Consider the following 14,021-nt stretch of genomic DNA (forward strand, 5'->3'; position numbering starts at 1 on the left):
CTCGGCCCATGACCAGGGGCCTCGGTCCCGCTGCGCGGGACTGCCCGTCGNTNANNGGCCCGGCGCCGCTTCGCATCCCACACCGGGGCGCCAATCGCACCACCGACGCATGCCCGAGCCAAGACCGACGCATTAAGCCGCCCTAAAGCGCCGCAATTTGCCATCCCCCGTGCCCATCCAGACGCAGCACGTGACCATGAAATGCGTCCAGTGTGCTGCGATGTCCCACGCTGACGAGCATGCTGTTCGGTAGTGTTTCGCGCAGCAACGTATAGAGCGCATGTTCCAGTCCTTCGTCGGTGGCGGAGGTCGCTTCGTCGAGAAAAACGATGGCCGGTCGGTTGAACAGAACGCGAGCAAAAGCCAGGCGTTGTTGCTCGCCGAGGGAGAGGACGCGTGACCAATCGTTAGGTTGGTCCAGGGCTTTGGTCAGGTGTCCGAGTTGCGTCTGGTGCAGTGCCTCGATCAGACGGGGATCGTCTGCAGGCGTGGCGTGAGCGGGGTAGGCCAACGCGGTGCGCAGGTCGCCCAATGGCAAGTAGGGGCGTTGCGATAAGAATAGCGCTTGTGCCTGTGTGGGACGTTGCACCAGGCCATCGGCATGCGGCCATAGGCCTGCCAGGGCGCGTAGCAGGGTTGTCTTGCCGCTGCCGGAGGGGCCTTTGATCAACAAGGCTTGGCTGGGTGTCAGGCGCAGGTGCAGGTCGCGTAGCAGAGGGTGCTCTTGATCGTCGGGGCGATAGACGTTTACGCCGTCGATGTGCAGGGCATCGGGCTGTGATCGGGTTTGCACGTGCGGCAGGGCGCGTGCTTGTTGGTTGGCATCCTGAAAGCCGTCTAGTCGCGTCAGGGTGGCACGGTACTGGGCGAAGGTGTCGTACGAGGTCCGAAAGAACGATAGTGAGTCCTGGACCTGGCCAAAGGCCTGGGCGGTTTGCATGACGTCGCCTAGCTTGATGGCGCCACTGAAAAAACGTTGGGCCTGCAGCATGAACGGGAATATGACCGCGATCTGGCTGATGGTGAGGTTCAATCCGTCGAACTTCACCATGCGGCGGATGAGCGCCCATTGGTTGGCGATGAATGCGGCAAAGCGTGTGGCCAAGGTCTGTCGTTCGACGGCCGCTCCTTGATAAAAGGCGACGTTCTCGGCGTTTTCGCGCAGTCGCACCAGTGCATAGCGGAAGTTTGCTGTGAGTTGCTCGGCGAGGAAATTCAGTCGAATTAACGGATGCCCGACTTTAAAGGCGAGGAGCGTGGCCACAATGACGTAGGCATACACCAGCATGACCATGGCGCGAGGCACTTCGATGCTGCCCAGGGTCAGCGGGCCGGATTGGATCCACAGAATCTGTGTGAACGCCACGAGCGACACGAGGGCGCTGATCGCACCGAACGCCAGGGCACGCGAGCCCGCCACAAATGCCGTGATGTCCAGTTCAATGCGTTGGTCGGGGTTGTCGATGGGGTCATCGAGAAATTGACCGCGGTAGTAAGCGCTGCCCGCCAGCCAATCTTCTGTCAGGCGTTCATTGAGCCAGACGCGCCAGTGAATTTCAAAGGCCTGGCCGATGTAGTAATCGATCAGCGAGCGCGCGACGTGGATGGTGGCCAAGATACCGAATACGCCCAGCATGATCCTGAACGCCCCGGCGTTCAGGGCCTGCAACGCGTTGTAGAACCCTTGGTACCAGTACGAAAACAGGACCGTCATGCGTACCGCGGCCAAAGCAAGCAATAGCTGCAGCGCCAAGCTGAGTAGCGGCCCCCAGCTACGGCGCGGGTCCAGGTACGGCCACGTCAGCCGCCAGAACTGACGACCCCACTGAGTCGTGCGCGCCAGGATGTAAATCAGTACTGCCGAAACACTGCCGGCAATAAGAAAACTGTACAGCAGCCAAAGCAGGCTGCTGCTTAATTGCTGATGCCAATTCAGATCCATAGGGAGCGGTGTACCTTGCGGGTGATTTGTTATGGGCGGGTTTGCCCCGCTAGTTAGCCCGGCTCCCGGGACGCGTGGATGACGCGATACAACGTGGGTGCCCTTTTAAAATTAGAGGGGAGATTGATAAATAGTTCCCTGGGGCAATCACAGGCTTGTCAGGTACTCGTCGCGTGTGCGGCGATAGCGGCTTGCCAGAAGGCTTCGGCCGCGGGTGTGAGCGTGGTGGTGGGGCGGTACAAGCAAATGTCGGTGCTGACCCGCCAATCGGCAGATCCTGCCTCGACGAGTCGGCCATCCTGTATCTCGGTCTCGATGAGACTGTGTGGTAACCATGTGATCCCGCGACCATCCAGCGCCATGTTTTTCAGGACAGTCGCCAGGTGGGCGGTGAAAACCGGTTCTACGCGCGCCTGCTGTAGTGCAGCCCCCAGTCGGGCGTGGATCAGGCGGCCCAGGCCGGATTCGATGCTGTAGGTCAGCATCGGGACGGTGTGATTCGCGTGTTCCGACAAGGTATGGCGAGGCCGGCCGGCACGATCAGGCGAACATACGGGGACCAGCGTGTCGCTGCCGATAGTCAGGGCTTGATAAGCCGGCGTGTCCAGGCGGCTGGGGGCTTGGGCATGGGTGTGGCACAGTAGAAACTGCACGCGACCTTGCTGCATCCAGGCTTCGCATTGTTGCAGCATGTCTGAGACGAGTTGAATCGGACCGATAGGGGTGCGCGACTCCAGGCCGCGCAGCCATTGCGGCAGGAAGGTCAGCGATAAGGCGTGGGTGGCCGCAAAGCGCAGGGTGGCGGAGCCGGCTGCCGCGACGGCACGGGCTTCGTCGGGCACGCGTGCGACACGTCCAAGGATTTCTTGCGCCGTCTCGCGAAACCAGGCGCCGGTCTCGGTCAAAGTGATCGGATGCGTGCTGCGGTCAAATAATTCGACGCCAAGCCATTCTTCGAGCGCGCGGATGCGACGACTGAAAGCCGGTTGAGTCATGTGCCGGTCTTGCGCCGCGCGCGAGAAATTACCGCTGGTGGCCAAGGCCTGAAAGTCTTCTAGCCAGGACAAATTCATGGCAATGCCTAGAAAGCATGAAAGCAGAAAAAAATGGCATTGGGCAAACCTCATGCCAAGCCTTGATAATACGCTGCATCGTTGACCGACACCTCGGTACAGCCCTGATTCCTCGAACGACCGGAGACCCTGTTCATGAAGATTGTCGACATCCGCGAATCTACGCGCCCGATTAAGTCGAATATTCGCAACGCGTATATCGATTTCTCGAAAATGACACTCAGCCTTGTGGCGGTCGTGACGGATGTGATCCGTGATGGCAAACCGGTCATCGGCTACGGATTTAACTCCAATGGCCGCTATGGGCAGGGTGGTTTGATTCGGGAGCGTTTTGCGCCACGCGTTTTGCAAGCCGAAGCCGATAGTCTGCTCGACGATACGCGTAACAACCTGGATCCTCACAAAATCTGGGCGACGTTGATGACGAATGAGAAACCGGGGGGGCACGGTGAGCGCTCGGTTGCTGTCGGGACGATCGACATGGCTGTCTGGGACGCCGTCGCCAAAATCGAGGAAAAACCCCTGTACCAACTATTGGCTGAGCGCTATGGAAATGGCAAGGCGAATCGCGACGTGTTCGTGTACGCCGCGGGTGGGTATTACTGGCCGGGGCAGGGGCTGGAAGGTCTGCGCCGCGAAATGCAAAGTTATCTGGACCGTGGTTATTCGGTCGTGAAAAAGAAAATCGGCGGCGCCTCGCTAGCCGAAGATTGCGCGCGTATCGAGGCCGTCTTGAAACTGCTCGGACCGGGGCAGCGTTTGGCGGTCGATGCGAATGGCCGGTTTGATTTGAAGACGGCGGTGGAGTATGCCAAGGCCTTGTCTCAGTATGATTTGTTCTGGTACGAAGAGGCGGGCGATCCGCTGGATTACGCCTTGCAGGCGGAGCTGGCGAATCACTACGCGGGATCGATGGCAACGGGGGAAAATCTGTTTTCTATGCAGGATGCGCGCAATCTGATTCGTTATGGCGGTATGCGCTCCGATCGGGATTGGCTGCAGTTCGATTGTGCGTTGAGTTATGGGCTAGTGGAGTATTTGCGCACGCTGGACATGCTGAAAGAAAACGGCTGGTCCGCATCGCGCTGCATCCCTCACGGCGGCCATCAAATGTCGCTGGCCATCGCGGCCGGGCTCGGACTAGGCGGCAATGAGTCCTACCCCGATCTGTTCCAACCCTATGGCGGTTTCCCTGACGGCGTACAAGTCAAAGACAGCATCGTGACCTTGCCGGAACTGCCTGGCATCGGCTTCGAAGGCAAGGCCGACTTGTATGCGGAGATGCGGGCGTTGGCTGAGTGATTGTGTGCGCGTGCTGGCGTTGTGGGATGTCTCTATGTTGGCGTCCCTGCCGAGTGCCTGGGGGTCGCTCCGGCCCGCCTCGACGTCCAGAAGAACAACACCCCCCGCTTAAAGCACAACCCGCAGGTGCTCATCCAAGTGCCCGGTCGGAGTAACCCGCCAGCCGCTTTGGGCGTAGCGCAACCAGCGACCCAGCACCAAATGGGTCAGCAGGCTGGCCCGTGCGCTGATGTCGGTGTCGGGGGGCAAGTCGCCATCGGTGACCGCAACACGCAAGGACTGCTTGATCGAGGCCTCGATGCGGTCGTTGATGTGGTTGATGCGTTCTTGCAGTCGGTTGTCTTCCGTGACCAGCGCATCGCCGGTCAGCACGCGAGTCATGCCTTTATTGCGCTCGGAAAACGCCAGCAGCATCGACACCGTCTTGCGGGCTTGGCCCACGCCATGGGGCTCTGCCGTCGCGATCTGGTTGACTAGCGTAAACAGGCTGACTTCGATGAATTCAATGAGGCCCTCGAACATTTGGGCCTTGCTGGCGAAATGTCGGTACAGCGCGGCTTCGGACACTTGCATCCGTGCTGCCAGGGCGGCCGTCGTGATACGGGCCGCGTGTGGCTGCTCTAGCATTTCTGCCAGGGTTTGCAGGATCTGGTTCTTGCGCTCGCCGGGTTTGCTCGCCATGGCTGACAACGGATGGGTCCGACAAAAAGGGAAAGGGCGTGTATGCTACACCGCACGCACTGGACGGCGGCGCAGCAATAAATCACTGACCGAGTTTACCCGCAAGTCGACATAGCTCGGTCGCTGGTTGTTGCGACGAGCAAAAGGTGTACCCGAGTGATACACGTGCACGGTGCGCAGACCGACCTGGCGAGCGCTGCGCAGGTTAGGCAGCGTGTCCTCCACGAGCACGGCGCGTGCCGCGGGGACGCCTTCGCGAGCCAACACGTAACGGAGCAGCGCCGGTGAGGGCTTGGGGCGGAATTCGCCGTGCAAACGCATATGCTCGATGGCCCATAGACTGTCGAACTGTTGCAGGATACCCAGATGCCGCAGCACGCTGCGCGCGTAATGAAACGGTGCGTTGGTCAGCAGCACCTTGCGGCCGGGCAACTGTCGCAGCTTGGCTGACAGGCCGGTTTCGGCGCGTATCAGGGGGCGCACGTCGAAGTCATGGCTGCGATGCAGGAAATCACGCATATTGATGCCGTGGTGACGTTCCATGCCGATGGCCGTCGCGCCGTAGCGCAGCCAGTACTTTGCGCGTAGCGCATTGGCGGTCTCGATATCGACATTGAGCGACTCGGAGACGGCGGCGGTCATGCCGCGATCGATGCACGGGAAGATCGCGTGCGAGCAGTCGTGCAGCGTGTTATCCAGATCGAACAGCCACAGGCGTTCGGAAACGCCCGCGGCAATGCGGCGCGAGCGACGCAGGCGCGCCGCGGGTCGCAGCAAGTAGCGATGCGCGAGCATCAATGCGAGCTGATCATGGTGCCAACGCCTTCGTTGGTCAGGATCTCCAGCAGCAGGCAGTGGGGGACGCGGCCATCGACAATGTGTACGGAGTTCACGCCATTTTTGGCGGCATCCAGCGACGACGAGATCTTGGGCAGCATGCCGCCAGAGATGGTGCCGTCGGCGAACAACTCGTCGATGGTCTGCGCGGACAGCTTGGTCAGCAGATTGCCGGCCTTGTCCAGTACGCCCGGCGTATTGGTCATCATCAGCAGTTTTTCCGCGCCCAGCACTTCGGCCATTTTGCCGGCGACCACGTCTGCGTTGATGTTGTAGGCCGTGCCGTCCTCGCCATAGCCGATTGGCGAAATCACCGGGATGAACTGGTCGTCTTGCAGCGCTTTGACGACGGCGGGCTCGACCAAGGTGATGTCACCCACGAAACCGATATCCAGTGGTTCAGCGGGATTTTCCTTGTTGGCCATGAGCTTTTTCTGGGCCTGGATCAACATGCCGTCTTTGCCGGTCAGGCCGACGGCTTTACCGCCTGCCTCGTTGATCATCATGACGATGTCCTGCTGGACCTGGCCGCCGAGTACCCACTCGACGACCTCCATGGTCTCGGCGTCGGTGACGCGCATGCCTTGTACGAACGTGCCTTGTTTGCCGATGCGGCGTAGCGCATCGTCGATCTGCGGCCCGCCGCCATGGACGACCACCGGGTTCAATCCCACCAGCTTGAGCAGGACCACGTCGTGCGCGAAGCTGCGTTGCAGGCGCTCTTCAGTCATGGCGTTGCCGCCGTACTTCACCACGATGGTCTTGCCGTGGAATCGTCGTATATACGGCAGCGCTTCGGAAAGAACGGCCGCCTTGATGGCAGGCGACGAAACGGGGGCAGGGTCGGGGGTGTCGGTCATGGCAACAAAAACTCAGCTAAAGAAGGAGTTAGTAGAAAAGTAAAATGCCTGCGCCGGCGCGGACATCGGCGCTGCCAGGGCAAGCATACGGCAGATTGTAGACCCCGCCTATGTCATATAGCCAAAACCTATGTTGTTATGCCCGACAAATAACCGCTATTCAGGTAAATTGGGGGCGTTTTTGCAACGGCCCCGGCCCGGTAGGCCGGGCTTTTCTACTTCACGGGGTGATTTATGCGCTTCTCATTTGCCCGGACGGCCCTCTTGGCCTCCGCGTTTTTTCTGGTCGGCACCGCGCATGCGGACAAGTTGATCGTGGGTGCGACCCAGGTGCCGCACGCCGAGATCCTGGAAGTCGTCAAGCCCGAGCTGGCCAAAGAGGGTGTCGAGCTGGATATCAAGGTGTTCAGCGATTACGTGCAGCCTAATTTGCAACTGGCTGATAAAGAACTGGATGCGAACTTCTTCCAGCATCAACCGTATCTGGACACTTTTAACAAGGATCGAGGTGCGAAGCTGGTGTCGGTCGGTCTCGTGCATGTCGAGCCCTTTGGCGGCTACTCGCGCAAGCTCAAGTCTCTGGACAAGCTACCCGAGGGCGCAACCATTGCGATTCCGAACGATCCGTCCAATAGCGGTCGAGCCTTGTTGTTGCTGCAAAAACAAGGTCTGATCAAGCTGAAAGATCCGACCAACATCGCGGCAACGCCACTCGACATCGCGGAAAATCCCAAGAAATTGAAGTTCCGCGAACTTGAGGCCGCGATTCTGCCGCGCGCCCTGGAGGATGTTGACTTGGCGCTGATCAACACCAATTACGCCCTGGAGGCCGGTTTGGTTCCAACCAAAGATGCGTTGTTCATCGAGGGCGCAGAGTCACCCTACGCCAATATCGTGGTCGCGCGCGAAGACAACAAGGATGCACCCGCGATCAAGAAACTGGTTGACGCCCTGCATACCCCCGCAGTCAAGAAGTTCATTGAGGAAAAGTACAAGGGCGCCGTGGTTCCGGCGTTCTAGGCTCGTCAGGCTGATCAGCCTGCGGCCAGGGCTTTTTTGAGGGTGGCGTGAAACTCGGCGACATCGTAGTCGCCGAGATAGCGCTTGATGATATGCCCTTGTTTATCGATCAGAAATGCGGTGGGCGTGAGCTTGACGTCGCCAAAGGCGCGCGCGAGCTCGCCTTTAGTGTCCAGGGTCACCGGAAACGGCAGTTTGCGTGTTTCGGCGTAGTTGAGCACATAGTTGGGCGGGTCATAGCTCATCGCGACGGCGACGGTCTCGTAGCCCTTGGGCGCGTATTCGTTGTAGGTCTCAATCGCGCCGGGCATCTGTTTGACGCACGTGACACAACTGGTCGCCCAGAACTTCACCATCACGACCTTGCCACGCAGATCCTGCATGCTGAAGGTCTTGCCTTCGATGGTGGTGAAAGCCACATCCGGGGCGGTGGGAGCTGGCCGCCATACAAACCAGGCCCCGATACCCGCTGCCACCAGAACGGCCAGGGCAAGAACAATTTTTTTCATGGCTTGCTTTTTCAGTTATTGGATGGGCATGACTTCTACGCCACCCGAGCTGCTGCTGCCGCCCGACTCGATGGGGGCGTTGGTCTGCGTGCCCGACGATGACGAGTCCTTGGGTTTGGAGGACGAGGTTCCTGACAGGCGAAGGGCTTCTTCGCGGCTGATGAATTCGAAGATTTTCACGACCTTGGCCACGCCGCTGACGCCTGACGCGGCGGTGGCCGCGTTATTGCCTTCGGCTTCGGTGACCAGACCCATCAGGTAGACCACGGCATGATCGGTGGTGACATCAATCGTTGCCGAAGGCACGTATTCGGTATTGAGTAGTTTGGTTTTGACCTTGGAGGTCAGCCAGGTGTCGCTCGAGCGGGTGCCGAACGAGGCGGCCGGTCCGATATTGAGCTGGTTGACGACCTTTTTGACGTGCTGAACGTTTTGCGCCAGGGCGGTGGCCTGATTTTTGGCCTCGGCGTTGGGGACGTCACCGGTCAGCAGGACCACGTTGTTATAAGACATGGCGTTCACGCGCGCCGCGTCGCCGAGCTTGGCGCTGATATCCCGCTCGGCTTTGAACTCGATATTCTGGTCTTCGAGTTGAGCGCCCGAGGTACGCCGGTCGGTGACCACCACGGCGGTCGTAGCCGCGGCACCGCCCACGAGCAGGGGCGCACACGCCGACAGGGAACCTGCCGCAGTGGCGATCAGAGCTGCCAACAGCAGGGGGCGGGCGATCTTCTTGGTATCGTGGATCATTCAGTGTCTCCGAGAAGTAAGGCGTCTATACCGTCACACAGCGCATGCAAGATCAGGGTGTGAACTTCCTGGATGCGCATGGTGCGGTCATGAGGCACACATAAATTGACGTCGTGCTCGGTCAATAGTTCACTCATGACCCCCCCGCCTTTGCCGGTCAGGGTGATGATGGTCATCTCGCGTTCGTGAGCGGCCTCCATGGCGCGGATCACGTTGGGGGAATTGCCGCTGGTGGAAATTGCAACCAGCACGTCGCCGGGTTGGCCCAGGGCGCTGACTTGGCGTTCGTAGATTTCTTCGAAACCATAGTCGTTGCCCACAGCGGTCATGATCGCTGTGTCGGTATTCAGAGCGATTCCCGCCAACGGCAGTCGTTCGCGCTCGAAGCGGCCGACCAGCTCGGCAATGAAATGCTGCGCGTCAGCGGCCGAGCCGCCATTGCCGCAGGCCAGAATCTTGCCGTTATTGGCCAGCGCCGCGAACAGCAGGTCGACCGCGCCGGCCAGCGGGGCCGATAGCGCGTGCATGCTTGCTTCGCAGACTGCCATGGCGTCACGAAAGTGTGACGTCATCCTAGAGGTCATATCCATGGCCGCCATTATCTCACGGTGGCGGGCGCAAGGGCGGACGGGGAAGAGGTCGCCTCTAAGGATAAGGATACAAGTGTCACGAGAACTCTCTGCGTCAAAGTGTAAAGGCCGCCGTTAGCCATTCGATCTCATCCGCATCAAAGGCCACGACATCAAACCGCACAGGCGGCGTGCGACCCTGCCAATGCTGGCGAGCCAGGCCGGGCAGCAGCAACGCCGCACTGCGGGCAACGCGGGCGCGCTTCATGTGACCTACGCTGGCGGCCGCCCCGCCATAACGACTGCTGGCCCGCGCTCGTACCTCGACAAACACCAGGGTGTCGCCATCGCGCATGATCAAATCGATTTCTCCGGTGCGGCAGTGCACATTGCGAGCCAGCGGGATCAGCCCCGCGTCTGTCAGTCGTCGCAAGGCCCGATCTTCGTGGGTGGCGCCCACGCGCTGTGTGGGTGAAACCTTGGGCTCGGACCGGCGCACATCGGTCGTTGTCCGCGCTAGCGCCGCCTTACGCATGGCGACGCGGCGCCGTTTCAATTGGCGTTGCTGTGCCAGACGGGCGCGTTCATAGGCAATATCCAGAAAAGGATCGTGCATGTCGTGAGATGCCCTGCTCGTGTCGGGCGGCTACACTGACATACTTTGCTGTCAGGTTGCTATTGCCCCATGAATCAAAATGTCCCGCTTGCGCACGCTGGCGATGTATGGAGCCGCATGGCTGAACGTGTGGCCGGCCAGCATTGGCCTACGGCCACCTTATACGTCGTGGCCACCCCCATCGGCAATCTGGGGGACTTGGGGTTGCGTGCCTGGCAGGCCCTCGCCCAGGCGGATGTGATCGCTGCCGAAGACACACGCTCCAGTCGCAGCCTGCTGGATGCATGGGGCATCAGCACACCATTGATCGCCGCGCATCGTCATAACGAGGCGACCGCCGCCCAAGATATCTGCCAGCGCCTCGAGCAGGGGCAGCGCGTCGCCCTCGTCTCCGATGCCGGCGCACCCGCCGTCAGCGACCCGGGTGCGCGTGTCGTAAGGGCCGTGCGGGCCGCCGGCTATATCGTGGTGCCCGTACCGGGCCCCAGTGCCGTCATCACGGCCCTCATGGGCAGTGGTGTCACCTCCGACGAAAATCCCGCCTATGCCTTTGCAGGCTTCGCTCCCCCCAAAGCCGTCGCACGGCAGCGTTGGCTGCGGTCATGGTGTGCCTTGCCCGCGCCCGTCGTCATGTTCGAATCCCCGCATCGCCTGACCGCGACGCTGAACGATTTGCTCGAGGTTTGCGGCGGACAGCGCGAGCTCACGATCGCCCGCGAACTGACTAAACGTTTCGAGCAAATCGCCACGCTGCCGCTATCTCGTGCCGCCGACTGGCTCGCCGAAGATCCTCATCGCGCGCAGGGTGAATTCGTTCTGATCGTCCACGCTGCCGCTTCCTCGGGCGACGACGATGTCGGCCCGGATGACCCCGCGACGATCGTCCTGCTCGATGCCTTGCTCGATACTCTGTCCGTGCGCGACACCGCTAAAGTCGCTGCCAAAGTCACAGGCCAACCCCGCGATGTTCTTTACGCGCTGGCGCTGGCCCGCAAGGAGGGCACATGAAAATCCCCTCGGCCACAGACCACGTAATTTATCTTGATACAGAAACCCCGTTGGGGCTCATGCGGCTAGCGGCTCGCGCCTGCGCCGCAAACGAGGTGTCCGGCCCGACTCGCCAATTGGCCAATCGTCCTACCGCGCGGGATCCTGACAGTGATGACACCGTTGTCGCTTTGAGTGGCGCCTGGTTTCTGGATCAATCCGACTTGCCCGCGCCCTCGGACGCCTGGCAGCAAGACACGCAACACCCCATCTTGCGCCAGGCTCAAACCGAACTCACCGAATGGTTCGCCGGTCAACGCCGCGAATTCGACGTTGCCCTGGCGCCGCAGGGAACGCTTTTCCAGCAAGCCGTGTGGCAGGCTCTGCTCGATTTGTCTTTTGGCACTACCTGCAGCTATAGCGATCTGGCGAGCGCGATCGGCAAACCCAAATCGTTCCGAGCTGCCGCCCAAGCCATCGGCCGCAATCCGATCTCAATCTTCATTCCTTGTCATCGAGTGGTCGGCCGCGACAGCTCGCTCACAGGATTCGGCGGCGGCCTGCCTCGCAAGCAAGCGCTGCTCCAGCATGAAGGCCATCGCTATCCGGGCCATCACGCCCGCGTGCGCCGTATCGACAACAGCCAATTGGCACTGCCTTGGCAGTGAATGGATTACTGCGCAGCCAGTTGCGGCAAAATCCCTGTCTGACTTGCCACCTGGCGCGCCACATCAAGCGCCGCTGCACGGTCAACATAAGGACCCAACCGGACCCGGTATAGACCGGCATTCTGTTGCACCACGGCCGTATCGCCTGACGAATTATCAAGCTGGCTATTGACCCGCTGTACGAGCGCCTGCGCGTTGGTGGGCTGACTAAACGCACCCATCTGCAGATAGATACCATCCGATCGCGACAACATCGACGGCCCGCTCGAACGGCTCGCGACACGGGTTACGTTGGAAGCCGGCGCAGGCGCCACTTCCTTGGTGGTCAACGTTCCGATGGGTGAGGGCGTTGGCTTCGATTCGGCTTTGGTCTCTTTCGCGGCCAACTTTGCGGTGGGCGACGGCGTCGGTTGCGCTTCGGGTTCGATCACCTTCATGGTCAGTTTTCCGACCGGCGCTGGCGTCGGTTTCGCCTTTGGCGCCTGCGCTATCTTGTCTGGCGCCGGCGTCCCCGTAATGTTAGTGCCTTCGGCCTGCGCCAGGCGGATTTCCTCAGGCAAAATGCGCTCCACCGTCACCTTGGCGCTACCCACCTTGATGAGTCCCAACTTCTTTGCCGCGGTATAAGACAAATCCACGATGCGACCGCGGTGAAACGGCCCGCGATCATTGATACGCACAATCACCGTGCGGCCATTGACACTGCTGGTGACCCGCGCATAACTGGGTATCGGCAACGTCGGATGGGCAGCCGTCATGGCGTACATGTCATAGGTCTCGCCGTTAGACGTGCGCCTGCCATGGAATTTTTTACCGTACCACGACGCTTTGCCGCTTACCTTGTAGGCTTTGTTCTCGTCGGTGATGGGCACATAGCGTTTGCCGAACACCTTGTACGGGCTATTACCACCACGGGACAATGGCTCAAGCTGCGGGATAGCGTCCGCGGTCTTTTCAATGCCTGCCGGCACGTCACGCTCGGGGCCGTCATCTTTGTAATAGCCTCCCCCCTTGCTCGTGCTGGAACTGCTGCTGGGGGAATGGGTAGGGGATTGGCTGCCCGTGTGCGACGGCGCTGTGGAAGTGCAACCTGCAATTACCACAGCCAAGCCGACCAATAGCGGGGTCAGGATCTGGCGGGTGTTCTTCAAGAGGATTCGTCCGGTAATTGTGCGCGATGCCGCACTAACAATGGGTCATGGTCGGCAAAGCGCTTGGCTAATTGCTCGACGACATAGACAGACCGATGTTGGCCGCCCGTACATCCGACCGCGATCGTCAGATAGCTGCGCGTATCTTGCGTGTATTGAGGTAACCAGCGCTGCAAAAAGCCCGTAATGTCGTCGATCATCTGGCCGACAATCTCAAAACTGGCCAGCCACGTCGCGACGGGCTCGTCGCGGCCTGTCAGGGGGCGCAAGTTGCGGTCATAGTAGGGATTAGGCAGACAGCGCACGTCAAAAACCAAGTCGGCATCGTTGGGGACGCCGCGCTTGTAGGCAAAAGATTGAAACGTCAGCACCAGTGGGGGCCGGTCGTCCTGGATCAGGTCTGCGATCCAGGAGCGGAGCTGGCCCGGGGTGAGGCCCGAGGTGTCAATGACGTGTTCTTGTTCACGCAACGGAGCCAGCAGATCGCGTTCCAGCGAAATGGCATCCAGGAGCGAGGGGGCTTGCCCGCCGCGCGACAGCCGGTCAGTGAGGGGGTGGCGGCGGCGGGACTCGGAATAGCGTTGCGCCAACGTTTGGGTGTTGGCGTCGAGGAATATCACGCGCAACGAGGTACCCATGGCACGTAACGCTGTGATGGTATCTGGCAAGTCGGCGAGCTCGCCTGGGGAACGCACGTCGATCGCGACCGCTACGCGTTCGAGCTGCTCATCGCGCGCGTTGGCGATGAACTCGCTCAGGAATCGAACCGGCAGATTGTCGATACACGTGTAGCCGGCGTCTTCGAGCATGCGCAGCGCCACGGATTTCCCTGAGCCGGAAATTCCAGTAATAAGGACAACTCTTAGCATGACCTCGATTGTTGCATGATTTTGCTTACCTGACACGCACTGGATGCCCGATGATAGGATCAGTAGGCATCAAGAAGAAGGAGTTTTGTTGTATCAAATTGATGTGACAGCGTAAGATGAGGCACCCGTACTACCCTGGCGAGTGGTCAAGCACGCCCGGCAGTGCCTCGTCCCCATTTTTCTTCGC

At 60.3% G+C, this 14,021-nt stretch carries 15 protein-coding genes; 4 read left to right on the top strand and 11 right to left on the bottom strand.

From position 1 onward, the window contains the following. Window positions 1-142: 142 nt before the first annotated feature. Together ACNAZS_RS25675 and ACNAZS_RS25680 are read right to left on the bottom strand one after the other, a co-directional pair. Complete coding sequence (locus ACNAZS_RS25675; protein WP_415793404.1) at window positions 143-1,942, bottom strand: ABC transporter ATP-binding protein/permease; 1,800 nt, start codon at window positions 1,940-1,942, stop codon at window positions 143-145. A 158-nt stretch (window positions 1,943-2,100) separates the two neighbouring features. After that, on the bottom strand, window positions 2,101-3,015 hold the full coding sequence (locus ACNAZS_RS25680; RefSeq protein ID WP_415793405.1) for a LysR family transcriptional regulator: 915 nt from the start codon (window positions 3,013-3,015) through the stop codon (window positions 2,101-2,103). Window positions 3,016-3,150: 135 nt separating this feature from the next. On the opposite strand from ACNAZS_RS25680, the gene ACNAZS_RS25685 reads away from it, so the two are divergent. Next, window positions 3,151-4,317 carry a mandelate racemase/muconate lactonizing enzyme family protein gene (locus tag ACNAZS_RS25685; protein ID WP_415793406.1) on the top strand — a complete coding sequence of 389 codons (1,167 nt, stop codon included), beginning with the start codon at window positions 3,151-3,153 and terminating at the stop codon, window positions 4,315-4,317. Between the two features lie 108 nt (window positions 4,318-4,425). Here ACNAZS_RS25685 and slmA read toward each other — a convergent pair whose 3' ends face one another. Genes slmA through argB form a run of 3 tightly spaced genes read right to left on the bottom strand, consistent with a single transcriptional unit; the run spans window position 4,426 to window position 6,695 of the window. Further along, window positions 4,426-4,998: a nucleoid occlusion factor SlmA gene (slmA, locus tag ACNAZS_RS25690; protein ID WP_415793407.1), complete on the bottom strand. Its 573-nt coding sequence runs from the start codon at window positions 4,996-4,998 to the stop codon at window positions 4,426-4,428. 45 nt (window positions 4,999-5,043) lie between these two features. Then, window positions 5,044-5,793, bottom strand: coding sequence for a pyrimidine 5'-nucleotidase (locus ACNAZS_RS25695; protein WP_415793408.1), 750 nt, complete (start codon window positions 5,791-5,793; stop codon window positions 5,044-5,046). Beyond that, complete coding sequence (gene argB / locus ACNAZS_RS25700) at window positions 5,793-6,695, bottom strand: acetylglutamate kinase (RefSeq protein WP_415793409.1); 903 nt, start codon at window positions 6,693-6,695, stop codon at window positions 5,793-5,795. Before argB ends, ACNAZS_RS25695 begins: the two co-directional genes overlap by 1 nt. A 234-nt stretch (window positions 6,696-6,929) precedes the next feature. Between argB and ACNAZS_RS25705 the strand changes: the two genes are divergently transcribed. Continuing rightward, window positions 6,930-7,715: a MetQ/NlpA family ABC transporter substrate-binding protein gene (locus tag ACNAZS_RS25705; protein WP_415793410.1), complete on the top strand. Its 786-nt coding sequence runs from the start codon at window positions 6,930-6,932 to the stop codon at window positions 7,713-7,715. Window positions 7,716-7,729: 14 nt separating this feature from the next. Here the strand turns inward: ACNAZS_RS25705 and ACNAZS_RS25710 are convergent, their stop codons facing one another. The 4 genes from ACNAZS_RS25710 to ACNAZS_RS25725 form a co-directional block, all read right to left on the bottom strand. Then, the gene (locus ACNAZS_RS25710) at window positions 7,730-8,224 is read right to left on the bottom strand and encodes a peroxiredoxin family protein (protein WP_415793411.1); all 495 of its coding nucleotides are present in this window, start codon (window positions 8,222-8,224) and stop codon (window positions 7,730-7,732) included. A gap of 15 nt (window positions 8,225-8,239) precedes the next feature. After that, a complete protein-coding gene (locus ACNAZS_RS25715) occupies window positions 8,240-8,974 on the bottom strand; it encodes a BON domain-containing protein (protein WP_415793412.1) in 735 nt (244 codons plus the stop codon). Then, the gene (locus ACNAZS_RS25720; protein ID WP_415793413.1) at window positions 8,971-9,564 is read right to left on the bottom strand and encodes a phosphoheptose isomerase; all 594 of its coding nucleotides are present in this window, start codon (window positions 9,562-9,564) and stop codon (window positions 8,971-8,973) included. Before ACNAZS_RS25720 ends, ACNAZS_RS25715 begins: the two co-directional genes overlap by 4 nt. A 94-nt stretch (window positions 9,565-9,658) precedes the next feature. Further along, window positions 9,659-10,159: a YraN family protein gene (locus ACNAZS_RS25725; protein ID WP_415793415.1), complete on the bottom strand. Its 501-nt coding sequence runs from the start codon at window positions 10,157-10,159 to the stop codon at window positions 9,659-9,661. A gap of 69 nt (window positions 10,160-10,228) precedes the next feature. On the opposite strand from ACNAZS_RS25725, the gene rsmI reads away from it, so the two are divergent. After that, a complete protein-coding gene (rsmI, locus tag ACNAZS_RS25730) occupies window positions 10,229-11,167 on the top strand; it encodes a 16S rRNA (cytidine(1402)-2'-O)-methyltransferase (protein WP_415793416.1) in 939 nt (312 codons plus the stop codon). Further along, entirely contained in the window at window positions 11,164-11,814 is a 651-nt protein-coding gene (locus ACNAZS_RS25735) for a methylated-DNA--[protein]-cysteine S-methyltransferase (RefSeq protein ID WP_415793417.1), read from the top strand. The genes rsmI and ACNAZS_RS25735 overlap by 4 nt, the downstream gene beginning before the upstream one ends. Window positions 11,815-11,819: 5 nt before the next feature. Here ACNAZS_RS25735 and ACNAZS_RS25740 read toward each other — a convergent pair whose 3' ends face one another. Then, complete coding sequence (locus tag ACNAZS_RS25740) at window positions 11,820-12,965, bottom strand: septal ring lytic transglycosylase RlpA family protein (RefSeq protein WP_415793418.1); 1,146 nt, start codon at window positions 12,963-12,965, stop codon at window positions 11,820-11,822. Next, complete coding sequence (gene rapZ, locus ACNAZS_RS25745) at window positions 12,962-13,834, bottom strand: RNase adapter RapZ (RefSeq protein WP_415793419.1); 873 nt, start codon at window positions 13,832-13,834, stop codon at window positions 12,962-12,964. Before rapZ ends, ACNAZS_RS25740 begins: the two co-directional genes overlap by 4 nt. Between the last annotated feature and the right edge of the window lie 187 nt (window positions 13,835-14,021).

This window comes from Bordetella tumulicola, from assembly GCF_965138755.1.
GTDB classification, from domain to species: Bacteria; Pseudomonadota; Gammaproteobacteria; order Burkholderiales; family Burkholderiaceae_B; genus Bordetella_A; species Bordetella_A tumulicola.